Raw genomic sequence first — 11,823 nt, forward strand, 5'->3', positions numbered from 1 at the left:
TTTGGGATCAGTACACACTTAATATTATGCGTTTTTTGATTTTAGAGACTTTTTGCCCAGCCTATTTCACGTTGTTCAAGCCTGATTGCTCTTGACTCGTCACTTGCCTCTCAAAGAGGTTTTAGTATTACTTACTACTATCCCTAAAGGGATCCTCATATTCTTTTACACTTAATTTATCTAGTGCTATATCATGCTTTACTCGTTCTCAAATTGTCATACTCGTGAAGAAATCATCCACTGGATAATTTCTTTAATATTGAATATTTTTCTTAATTGTAGCTTCATTGAGTCCCACCGTACTCATATAATAACCTTCCGCCCAGAAATGCCGATTCACAAACTTGTACTTGAGATTGGCGTGTTTATCAAACATCATGAGCGCACTTTTTCCTTTTAAATAACCCATGAAACTCGAAACACTTATCCTTGGTGGAATACTTACTAACATATGCACATGGTCTGGCATTAAGTGACCCTCGATAATTTCAACTCCTTTATAACTACACAAGCGATGAAATATTTCGCCTAAACTACTTCTATATTGATTATAGATGACTTTTCGTCTATACTTAGGGTTGAGCATAATGTGATAGAACAGTGCCACTTTGTGTGTGATAAACTATGAGCCTTTTGTGCCATATTTTTGACTCTTTCGCTTTACAATTGCCTTGAAGAGCTTTATTGTATCGCGTTTGGAGTTTTTTGGGTACAACCTTCGACGCGTACCTGCATAGCGGGTGGTTTTTTTGTCTCGCACCTAACGGAGCGAGACGGACTGAAAGTCACATAAGAAAACGAGTATCTCCAACTACGGAAATACTCGTTTTTTGATAGTTAGAAGTGGGTTTTTGTCCAACCTTCTTTTTTATATCTTTTACAATCCAGCAAAATCTTTGATTTCTTGAGCTGACATTGAAGAGTCACAACGGACGTTGATTTGTCCATCCGCAATGTGAACAAATCCTGGTACAGTTGGGATTCCGTAACGTGAGCGAAATGCTTGCAACTCATTGAGTTGGCTTGGTTCTTCACTATTGATGAAGTAGATGTGAGCTTTAGTTTCAGCTACGACACCTGCCAAGGTACCAGCAAATTTACGGCAGTAAGGGCAAGTTTTGCGACCGATAAAGAAGGTTGCAGTTTCTTTTTTATCAAGAGCTTCTTGCGCACGCGCAACTGTAGTGACTTCAAGGTCTTTGATATTATCTAAAAATTGTTCCATGAGATTACCTCGCTTTCATTGATAAGTCTAGTATGCCATAAAGTTTCTAAAATTGCTTAGATTTGATACGAAAAAAAGATGAGATTATTTGGTCTCATCTTTTATAGGACTTTATTTTACAAAAGCATTGATTTCTGCCTCGATGTTAGCAATCTTAGCTTGTGATTCTTCGTTGCTTTCACCTACAACTGCAATGTAGAACTTGATTTTTGGTTCTGTCCCTGAAGGGCGAACGGCAATCCATGAACCGTCAGCAAGTGTGTATTTCAACACATCACTTGGAGGAGTTGTCAAGTTTGTAACAGTGCCGTCAGCAGCAGTAGCAGTTTGAGCTTTGAAGTCTTCTACGACAGTGATAGCTGTTGCGTTCCATTCTTTTGGAGCATTGTTACGGAATTTAGCCATGATTGCTTTGATTTGTTCAGCACCATCGACACCTGAAAGAGTAACAGAGATAGTTTTTTCTGCATAGTAACCGTACTCTTTGTAGATTTCTTCGATACCGTCAGCAAGAGTCAAACCACGTGAACGGTAGTAGGTAGCAAGTTCAGCAACGACAAGAACGGCTTGGATAGCGTCTTTATCACGTACGAATGGTTTAATCAAGTAACCGAAGCTTTCTTCAAATCCCATCATGTAAGTGTGATTGTGTTTTTCTTCGAATTCTTGGATTTTTTCAGCGATAAATTTGAAACCAGTCAAGACGTTGAACATGGTTGCCCCGTAGCTTTCAGCAATCTTCGTTACCAAGTCAGTTGATACGATAGATTTGCAGAGAGCCGCATTTTCAGGAAGAGTTCCAGCGTTTTTGTGGGCTTCCAAGATGTATTTAGCCATGATAGCACCGATTTGGTTACCTGATAGGTTAAGGTAGCTACCATCTTTTTGAAGAACTTCAACACCAACACGGTCAGCGTCAGGGTCAGTTGCCACAAGAACATCTGCACCAACTTGACGACCAAGTTCTTCAGCAAGAGCAAAGGCTGCTTGGCTTTCTGGGTTTGGAGATTTTACAGTTGAGAAGTCTGGGTCGGCAGTTGCTTGCGCTTCAACGACTTGAACAGAGTCAAATCCTGCTTGGGCAAGGGCACGACGAGCTAACATTTCACCAGTACCATGAAGTGGTGTGTAGACAATCTTCATGTCTTTACCAAATTCTTCAATCAAGGCTGGGTTGATGTTAACGTCCTTGACTTCTTTGAGGTACTCCACATCGACAGCTTCGCCGATAACTTCAATCAAGCCAGAAGCTTTTTCAGCTTCCACATCAGCAACTTCAACTGCAAATGGGTTTTCGATTGCACGGATATAAGTAGTCAAAGCGTCCGCGTCGTGTGGAGGCATTTGTCCACCGTCTTCACCGTAAACCTTGTAACCGTTAAATGGTGCAGGGTTGTGGCTGGCTGTAACCATGATACCTGCGAAACAGTTGAGGTGACGAACTGCAAATGATAGTTCTGGAGTTGGACGAAGGCTTTCAAATACATAAGATTTGATGCCGTGTTTAGCAAGAACTGCCGCAGATTCAAAGGCAAACTCTGGTGAGAAGTGACGGCTATCGTAGGCAATTGCGACACCACGTTCTTTTTCGTTTCCACCTTTTGACTCAATCAAACGAGCCAATCCTTCAGTAGCTTGGCGAACAACGTAGATGTTGATGCGGTTTGTACCAGCACCAATCAAGCCACGCATACCTGCAGTACCAAATTCAAGATTTGTATAGAAGGCATCTTCCTTTGTTTTTTCATCCATATTTTCCAAATCTTGACGAAGATAGTCAGGAAGCTCCGCAAAATCAACCCATTTCTGGTAATTTTCTTGGTAAGACATTAACATTCTCCTTTTTGTAAATTGTTTTAACCGTTCACATTATAGCACTTTTTAGCGTTTTAGTAAAACGGCAGCATAATTTTCAGAAAAGTAGTGACATATGCCGGTTTATCAAGTCTTGAATGCCTTAGGGAAACATGCTATACTACTCTTATGATTATTTTACAAGCTAATAAAATTGAACGTTCTTTTGCAGGAGAGGTTCTTTTCGATAATATTAATCTGCAGGTTGATGAACGAGATCGGATTGCTCTTGTTGGGAAAAATGGTGCAGGGAAGTCTACTCTTTTGAAGATTTTAGTTGGAGAAGAGGAGCCAACTAGTGGAGAAATCAATAAGAAAAAAGATATTTCTCTGTCTTACCTAGCCCAAGATAGTCGTTTTGAGTCTGAAAATACCATCTACGATGAGATGCTTCATGTCTTTGATGATCTACGTCGGACAGAGCAACAACTTCGTCAGATGGAGTTGGAGATGGGTGAAAAGTCTGGTGAAGATTTGGATAAACTGATGTCAGATTACGATCGCTTATCTGAGAATTTCCGCCAAGCAGGTGGCTTTACCTATGAAGCTGATATTCGAGCAATTTTAAATGGATTTAAGTTTGACGAATCTATGTGGCAGATGAAAATTGCCGAGCTTTCTGGTGGTCAAAACACTCGCTTGGCTCTAGCCAAAATGCTCCTTGAAAAGCCCAATTTCTTGGTCTTGGACGAGCCAACCAACCACTTGGATATTGAAACGATTGCCTGGCTAGAGAATTACTTGGTAAACTATAGCGGTGCCCTTATTATTGTCAGCCACGACCGTTATTTCTTGGATAAGGTTGCGACGATTACGCTGGATTTGACCAAGCATTCCTTGGATCGCTATGTGGGCAATTACTCTCGTTTTGTTGAGTTGAAGGAGCAAAAGCTAGCTACTGAGGCAAAAAACTATGAAAAGCAACAGAAGGAAATCGCAGCTCTGGAAGACTTTGTCAACCGCAATCTAGTCCGAGCTTCAACGACCAAACGTGCCCAATCTCGCCGAAAACAACTGGAAAAAATGGAGCGTTTGGACAAGCCGCAAGCTGGTAAGAAAGCAGCCAACATGACCTTCCAGTCTGAGAAAACGTCTGGTAATATTGTCTTGACTGTTGAAAATGCGGCTATTGGTTATGATGGGGAAGTATTGTCAGAGCCTATCAGCCTAGACCTTCGTAAGATGAATGCTGTCGCCATCGTTGGTCCAAATGGTATTGGCAAGTCAACCTTTATCAAATCAATCGTGGATCAGATTCCGTTTATCAAGGGTGAAAAGTGCTTTGGGGCTAATGTTGAAGTTGGTTACTATGATCAAACCCAAAGCAAGCTAACACCAAGTAATACGGTGCTGGATGAACTCTGGAATGATTTTAAACTGACACCAGAAGTTGAAATCCGTAATCGTCTAGGTGCCTTCCTTTTCTCAGGAGATGATGTTAAAAAATCAGTTGGCATGCTGTCTGGGGGCGAGAAAGCGCGTTTACTTTTGGCTAAATTGTCTATGGAAAACAACAACTTCTTGATTCTGGATGAGCCAACCAACCACTTAGATATTGATAGCAAGGAAGTGTTGGAAAATGCCTTGATTGACTTTGATGGAACTCTTCTATTCGTCAGCCATGACCGTTACTTTATCAATCGTGTGGCAACTCATGTTCTAGAATTGTCTGAGAATGGCTCGACTCTCTACTTGGGAGATTATGACTACTATGTTGATAAAAAGGCTGAAATGGAAGTCAGTCTGACAGAGGAAGCTTTAACTAGCAATCAAGTAAAAGAACCGAGCCCAGTCAATGATTATCAAGCCCAGAAAGAAAGTCAAAAAGAAGTTCGCAAGCTCATGCGACAAATCGAAAGTCTAGAAGCTGAAATCGAAGAGTTAGAAAGTCAAAGTCAAGCCATTTCGGGACAAATGTTGGAAACAAACGATGCCGAAAAACTGATGGAATTGCAGGTTGAGCTGGACAAAATCAGCCATCGTCAGGAAGAAGCGATGCTTGAATGGGAAGAATTATCAGAGCAGGTGTAAAGATGAAACATCTGGGAAAAGTATTTCGTGAATTTCGAACAAGTGGAAATTATTCTTTAAAGGAGGCGGCAGGGGAGTCCTGTTCAACTTCCCAGTTATCCCGCTTTGAGCTTGGGGAGTCTGACCTAGCAGTCTCACGTTTCTTTGAGCTTTTGGATAACATTCATGTAACAATCGAAAATTTCATGGACAAGGCAAGAAATTTTCACAATCATGAACATGTTGCCATGATGGGACAAATTATTCCGCTTTACTACTCAAATGATATTGCAGGTTTTCAAAAGCTTCAAAGAGAACAACTTGAAAAGGCTAAGAGTTCGACGAATCCCCTTTATTTTGAGCTGAACTGGATTTTGTTGCAAGGTCTGATTTGTCAAAGAGATACGACTTATGAGATGAAGCAGGATGATTTGGATAAGGTAGCAGATTATCTCTTCAAAACAGAAGAATGGACCATGTATGAATTGATTCTTTTCGGGAACCTCTATAGTTTCTACGATGTGGACTATGTCACTCGGATTGGTAGAGAAGTTATGGAGAGGGAGGAATTTTACCAAGAGATTGGTCGCCATAAGAGATTAGTGTTGATTTTAGCCCTCAATTGTTACCAGCATTGTTTAGAGCATCTTTCTTTTGATAATGCAAGTTATTTTGAGACTTATACAGAGAAGATTATTGGTAAAAACATTAGTCTTTATGAGCGAAATATTTTACATTACCTAAAAGGTTTTGCCTTCTATCAAAAAGGGCAGTGTAAAGAAGGTTGTAGCCAAATGCAAGAGGCCATGCATATTTTTGACGTGCTAGGTCTTCCAGAGCAAGTAGCCTACTATCAAGAACACTACGAAAAATTTGTCAAAGATTAATTTTCCCAAATAAGGGAAAAAGAAAAAAGCCCCTTTCGGTTTTGATACAATAGTTTCAAAATTTGAGAGGAGTTTTTATATGAATCGCTATGCCGTACAGTTGATTAGCCGTGGAGCTGTAAACAAGATAGGGAATATGCTCTATGATTATGGAAATAGTGTCTGGTTGGCTTCCATGGGAACTATCGGACAGACAGTTTTAGGAATGTATCAGATTTCTGAACTCGTCACATCTATTCTCGTAAATCCCTTTGGCGGAGTCATTTCAGACCGTTTTTCTCGTCGTAGGATTTTAATGGTGACAGACCTTGTTTGTGGGATTCTTTGTCTGGCTATTTCTTTCATAAGGAATGACAGCTGGATGATTGGAGCTTTGATTTTTGCCAATATTGTTCAGGCTATTGCTTTCGCCTTTTCTAGACCAGCAAATAAGGCTATTATCACAGAATTGGTAGAGAAGGATGAACTGGTCCTCTACAATTCTCGTTTGGAGTTGGTGATGCAGGTTGTCAGTGTGAGTTCTCCTGTGCTTTCTTTTCTGGTCTTACAATTTGCGAGTCTTCGCATTACCTTGGTATTAGATGGCCTTAGTTTTTTTCTTGCTTTTGGTTTGGTAGTCCTGCTTCCAAAGAAAGAAGAGAAGACTTTGGGGGAGAAGAAACTTACATTCAAAATTATTTTTTCTGATATCAAGGAGGGGGTTCACTATATTGTGAAGCAAAAGGAAATATTCTTTTTGTTAGTCATGGCTTCAAGCGTCAATTTTTTCTTCGCAGCTTTTAATTATCTCCTTCCCTTTTCAAATCAGCTCTATGGAGTACAAGGTGCCTATGCCACTATTTTAACAATGGGTGCTATCGGATCTATTGTTGGGGCTTTGCTAGCTAGTAAGATTAAAGCCAGTATGGAAATGCTTCTGTTTTTGTTGGCTCTGACTGGACTTGGGGTGATGATAATGGGATTTCCCCTCCCATCCTATCTTACTTTTTCAGGTAATTTCATTTGTGAATTATTTATGACGATTTTCAATATTCACTTTTTTACTCAAGTACAAACCAAGGTTGAAGGTGAATATCTGGGAAGAGTTCTCAGTTCGATTTATACCTTAGCTATACTATTTATGCCTATTGCAACAGGTTTAATGACCTGGCTTCCAAGTGTCCATCTTTATTCTTTCTTAATTATTGGACTAGGAGTTGTCGCCTTATCCTTCTTAGCTCTAGGCTATGTTCGAACTCATTTCAAAAAAGAGCTATAAGTCTGTTTGAGTTTTAAAAATAATTCCAATCTAAGTATTTTTTCCGCCCTTCTCGTTTGTGAGGAGGGCTTAGTTTATGGTAAAATGGTCTTATGAATAAAAGAATGAATGAGTTAGTCGCCTTGCTCAATCGCTATGCGACTGAGTACTATACGAGTGACAATCCCTCGGTTTCAGACAGTGAGTATGATCGCCTTTACCGTGAGTTGGTCGAGTTGGAGGCTGCCTATCCAGATCAAGTATTAGCAGATAGTCCGACCCATTGTGTTGGTGGCAAGGTTTTAGATGGTTTTGAAAAATACAGTCATCAGTATCCTCTTTATAGTTTGCAGGATGCTTTTTCACGTGAGGAGCTTGAAGCTTTTGATGTGCGTGTTCGTAAGGAAGTGGCCCATCCAACCTATATTTGTGAGTTGAAAATTGATGGCTTATCTATCTCTCTTACTTATGAAAAGGGGATTTTGGTTGCTGGGGCAACACGTGGTGATGGTTCTATTGGGGAAAATATCACAGAAAATCTTAAGCGTGTTAAGGACATTCCTTTGACCTTGCCAGAAGAACTAGATATCACGGTTCGTGGGGAATGTTATATGCCACGCGCTTCTTTTGACCAGGTTAACCAAGCTCGCCAAGAAAATGGAGAGCCTGAATTTGCTAATCCTCGTAATGCGGCAGCAGGCACCCTGCGACAGTTGGATACAGCAGTAGTAGCCAAGCGCAATCTTGCGACTTTTCTCTATCAAGAAGCCAGCCCTTCAACTCGAGACAGCCAAGAAAAGGTTTTGAAGCACCTTGAACAACTTGGTTTTGTAGTCAATCATAAGCGAATTTTGGCTGAAAACATAGATGAAATCTGGAATTTTATCCAAGAAGTAGGACAAGAACGGGAAAACCTGCCTTATGATATCGATGGAGTTGTAATCAAGGTCAATGACCTAGCAGGTCAAGAAGAACTAGGCTTTACCGTTAAGGCTCCAAAGTGGGCAGTGGCCTATAAGTTCCCAGCTGAAGAAAAAGAAGCTCAACTCTTATCAGTTGATTGGACAGTTGGCCGTACGGGTGTTGTAACCCCAACTGCAAATCTAACCCCTGTTCAACTAGCTGGAACAACTGTTAGCCGTGCGACTCTACACAATGTGGATTATATTGCTGAAAAAGATATCCGCAAAGATGATACGGTTATCGTTTATAAGGCTGGAGATATTATCCCTGCCGTTTTACGTGTGGTAGAGTCCAAACGAATTTCTGAAGAGAAACTGGATATCCCTACAAACTGTCCAAGTTGTGACTCTGACTTGTTGCACTTTGAAGATGAAGTGGCCCTCCGTTGTATCAATCCGCGTTGCCCTGCTCAAATCATGGAAGGTTTGATCCACTTTGCCTCTAGAGATGCCATGAATATTACAGGACTTGGCCCATCTATTGTTGAGAAGCTTTTTGCTACAGATCTAGTCAAGGATGTGGCAGATATTTACCGTTTGAAAGAAGAAGATTTCCTCCTTTTAGAGGGGGTCAAGGAAAAGTCTGCTTCTAAACTGTATCAAGCCATTCAAGCATCTAAGGAAAATTCTGCCGAAAAACTCTTGTTTGGTTTGGGAATTCGTCATGTCGGAAGCAAGGCCAGTCAGCTCTTACTTCAACATTTTCATTCAATCGAAAATCTGGCTCAGGCAGATCCAGAGGAAGTGGCTAGTATTGAAAGTCTGGGTGGTGTGATTGCCAAAAGTCTTCAAACTTATTTTGCGACAGAAGGCTCTGAAATTCTCCTCAGAGAATTGAAAGAAGCTGGGGTCAATCTGGACTATAAAGGTCAGACTGTAGTGGCAAATGCGGCTTTGTCAGGTTTGACCGTTGTATTGACTGGAAAATTGGAACGGCTCAAGCGCTCAGAAGCTAAAAGCAAACTCGAAAGTCTGGGTGCAAAAGTAACAGGCAGTGTTTCTAAAAAGACCGACCTCGTTGTGGCAGGAGCAGATGCTGGAAGCAAACTTCAAAAAGCACAAGAACTTGGTATTGAGGTTCGAGATGAAGCTTGGCTAGAAAGTCTGTAATGATCGTTTAAAAACAGAGTTTGGATAATTTGACTATGTTTGTTAATCGGGACAAAATCGATCAAGAATTTATTAGTGAAATAGAAACAAATTAAGAAGTAAAAAGGAAAAATAAAAAATGTTTAATTACCCTATTCGCATTCATTACCATCGCAAGAATGGAGAATACGACACTTGCTCTTTTGTAAAAAGTCAGGATCAACGGATTGATTTGCTGACCTACAAAGAAGATTATTTTGGCGCCTTATTTAGTTTTGAACACCCAAGTTCCCATGCCTTAGAAAGCTTGAATTTTGTGGTTCATACAGGTCAAAGCAGTAAAGAATATGCTATCCGTTTTAATCACTATCCCCTTTTAACAGAGGTCTGGATTTTGGAAGGTGATGACAGAATTTATTACTCTGAAAATCCTGCTATTGCCAGTCCTTTCTATAAGAATCAAAATCCTTTTGCCTTTGACAAGGCCATTAACAGTGCCAGTTTTGACCATCATTGGGGCTACCAAGGGGAATTGGGGTGCCGTGTAGAGGACAATCAGGCTCGTTTTGCCCTTTGGGCTCCTACAGCGACAGAAGTGCAGGTTGTTGTTTATGAATCAGCTACTAATGATGCTCCTGTTTGGAAGACTTTTGTGATGGAGAGAGGCAATAGCTACTCTTATAATCATAAGGACAATACTATTGGTGTCTGGAGTTTGGATGTTGAGGAAGATTTGACTGGTAAGGCTTATCAGTATCAGGTCCAATTCCCTCACCACCAAACAGTGACACGCGATCCTTATACCATCGCAACCAGTCCTGATGGCAAACGTTCAGCTATCCTGAGTCCTGCAGAAAAGCAAGTTGCAAACTTCGAGGTCAAGCACGGTTCTGAGGCTACTTGGCGCTTGGAAAATCCATGTAAGGCAGTTATCTGTGAAATGCACATTCGTGATTTGACCAAATCACCGACCTCAGGTGTGGATGAACATCTTCGAGGAACTTTCTTAGGTGCTGCTCAGACTGGAACGGTTAACCAGTATGGCCAGTCAACTGCTTTTGATTACATCAAGAAGATAGGCTATAATTATGTTCAGTTGCAACCAATTGCAGACCGTCACAAAGAATACGATGAGGATGGAAATGTAACCTACAACTGGGGTTATGACCCACAAAACTATAATGCACCAGAAACGAGCCTTTCAACCAATCCAGATGATCCAGCTCAGGTCATTCGTGATTTGAAGGCCATGGTTCAAGCTTATCATGATGCGGGCATTGGTGTCATTATGGATGTGGTCTATAACCATACCTTCTCAGTAGTTGATGCACCTTTCCAAACAACTGTCCCTGATTACTATTATCGTATGAATCCAGATGGCACCTTCCAGAATGGAACAGGTGTTGGAAATGAAACAGCCAGCGAACACGAAATGTTCCGCAAGTATATGATTGATTCCCTCTTATACTGGGTACAGGAATACAATATTGACGGCTTCCGTTTTGACTTGATGGGGATTCATGATGTCAAGACTATGCAAATGATTCGTCAGAGCCTGGATGAAGTCGACCCTAACATTATCCTCTATGGAGAAGGTTGGGACATGGGTACTGGTCTTGCCCCTTATGATAAGGCTAAGAAGGACAATGCCTACCAGATGCCAAACATCGGTTTCTTTAATGACAATCAGCGTGATGCTGTTAAAGGTGGAGAAGTTTATGGTGCTATCAAGTCAGGTTTTGTTAGTGGTGCTGCTACAGAGCCAATTCTAGCCAAAGCGATCCTAGGCAGTCGTGAATTAGGAACCTATATACATCCAAATCAGGTGCTTAACTATGTAGAGGCCCATGACAATTACAATCTTCACGATTTGTTGGCGACCCTTCATCCAGACCAAAGTTCCGAGCAAATCATGCGTAAAGTCGAAACAGCCACAGCTATGAACCTACTCATGCAAGGGATGGCCTTTATGGAAATCGGTCAAGAATTTGGTCGTACCAAATTGGTTGCGACTGGTGAAAATGGTGAGTTGACCCATGATGATAGAGAGCGTGCTATGAATAGCTATAACGCTCCTGACAGTGTGAATCAAGTCAACTGGGATTTGATCAATGATCGTCAAGACAGTATTGAGTTTATTCGTCAAATTATTCGCTTGAAGACAGAAACCAGTGCCTTTTCTTACCCTACTTATGATGAGATTTACCATCATGTCTTTGTTCATTCAGCAAATGAGCATAGTGGTTGGATTGTCTATGAGATTCATGGAGAAGAACACCTATTGATTGTCTTTAATGCAAAAGGAGATGCGTTCCAGTTTGAAAATGCAGGAAATCTAGAACTCTTGGTGACCAATAGTCCTTCTGATGAGGAAAACAAAGTTGGTGGTGTCAGTGTTAGCATTTTTAAAGTACTATAGATGTTAGTTCGTCTTTTGGTATTTCTTTTATAAATATTTGAAAAAACAAATCAGGAAATTCGTTTTCTGATTTGTTTTTTTAGCTGAAAACACTACTTTTATTAGTAAAATGGCGAACTTTATGATAATATTGTTAAAAA

The 11,823-nt window shown here is 40.7% G+C and carries 7 protein-coding genes and 1 pseudogene; 5 read left to right on the forward strand and 3 right to left on the reverse strand.

What is annotated here, in order from left to right; genetic code table 11:
• Window positions 1-127: 127 nt before the first annotated feature.
• The 3 genes and pseudogenes from tnpA to HT731_RS07700 form a co-directional block, all read right to left on the reverse strand.
• A pseudogene (gene tnpA, locus HT731_RS07690) lies at window positions 128-642 on the reverse strand (IS200/IS605 family transposase).
• Between the two features lie 235 nt (window positions 643-877).
• Window positions 878-1,225 (reverse strand): thioredoxin, encoded by a 348-nt coding sequence (locus tag HT731_RS07695; RefSeq protein ID WP_000434635.1) that lies wholly within the window; start codon window positions 1,223-1,225, stop codon window positions 878-880.
• Window positions 1,226-1,336: 111 nt separating this feature from the next.
• A complete protein-coding gene (locus HT731_RS07700; RefSeq protein WP_173278376.1) occupies window positions 1,337-3,055 on the reverse strand; it encodes a phospho-sugar mutase in 1,719 nt (572 codons plus the stop codon).
• 153 nt (window positions 3,056-3,208) lie between these two features.
• Between HT731_RS07700 and HT731_RS07705 the strand changes: the two genes are divergently transcribed.
• The 5 genes from HT731_RS07705 to pulA all read left to right on the forward strand — a co-directional run bounded on the left by HT731_RS07705 (window position 3,209) and on the right by pulA (window position 11,683).
• Window positions 3,209-5,110, forward strand: a complete 1,902-nt coding sequence (locus HT731_RS07705) for an ABC-F family ATP-binding cassette domain-containing protein (protein WP_173278378.1) — start codon at window positions 3,209-3,211, stop codon at window positions 5,108-5,110.
• A gap of 2 nt (window positions 5,111-5,112) precedes the next feature.
• A complete protein-coding gene (locus HT731_RS07710) occupies window positions 5,113-5,976 on the forward strand; it encodes an XRE/MutR family transcriptional regulator (protein ID WP_033680316.1) in 864 nt (287 codons plus the stop codon).
• 79 nt (window positions 5,977-6,055) lie between these two features.
• Window positions 6,056-7,234: an MFS transporter gene (locus HT731_RS07715; protein WP_173278379.1), complete on the forward strand. Its 1,179-nt coding sequence runs from the start codon at window positions 6,056-6,058 to the stop codon at window positions 7,232-7,234.
• A gap of 92 nt (window positions 7,235-7,326) precedes the next feature.
• The gene (gene ligA, locus HT731_RS07720) at window positions 7,327-9,285 is read left to right on the forward strand and encodes an NAD-dependent DNA ligase LigA (RefSeq protein ID WP_173278380.1); all 1,959 of its coding nucleotides are present in this window, start codon (window positions 7,327-7,329) and stop codon (window positions 9,283-9,285) included.
• Between the two features lie 118 nt (window positions 9,286-9,403).
• Complete coding sequence (gene pulA / locus HT731_RS07725) at window positions 9,404-11,683, forward strand: type I pullulanase (protein WP_173278381.1); 2,280 nt, start codon at window positions 9,404-9,406, stop codon at window positions 11,681-11,683.
• Window positions 11,684-11,823 lie beyond the last annotated feature (140 nt).

Source organism: Streptococcus sp. k-163 (genome assembly GCF_013277555.1).
GTDB lineage: Bacteria > Bacillota > Bacilli > Lactobacillales > Streptococcaceae > Streptococcus.